The organism is Microtetraspora sp. AC03309 (assembly GCF_020826795.1).
Classification (GTDB): Bacteria; Actinomycetota; Actinomycetes; order Streptosporangiales; family Streptosporangiaceae; genus Microtetraspora; species Microtetraspora glauca.
Genome location: NZ_JADDIL010000658.1, coordinates 1 through 375, shown reverse-complemented (window position 1 = coordinate 375; position 375 = coordinate 1). Strand labels below are relative to the sequence as shown.

The following is a 375-nucleotide window of genomic DNA, read 5'->3' as shown; positions in this document are numbered from 1 at the left end:
CGCCGAACTCGCCGGCCTGAACAACAAGGGCAAGATCGCACTTGGCTACGACGCCGACTTCGCTATCTTCGAGCCCGAGTCGGCACAGGTCGTCGACGTGCACAAGCTGCACCACAAGAATCCGATCAGCCCATACGACGGACGTGCACTCGCCGGTGTCGTGACCAGTACCTGGTTGCGCGGCAAGAAGATTGACTTCCAGACCCCACAAGGTCGGATGCTGCGCCGCGGCGGCGTGTAGCGCGGCTGGAATCCACATTTGCGGCGCGCTTAGCTGGGAGCTCGGGTACCCTGGGGCGCGACCTCGAGGAGCTCCGTCATAATTTCGCACCCAATTACCATCGAATTGTTTCGTGGAATCGCCGAGCTCGAAGA

The 375-nt window shown here is 61.1% G+C and carries 1 pseudogene; it reads left to right on the top strand.

The annotated features are described in order from the left end of the window. A pseudogene (locus IMZ11_RS44820) lies at positions 1–241 on the top strand (amidohydrolase family protein); the annotation flags it as partial. Positions 242–375 lie beyond the last annotated feature (134 nt).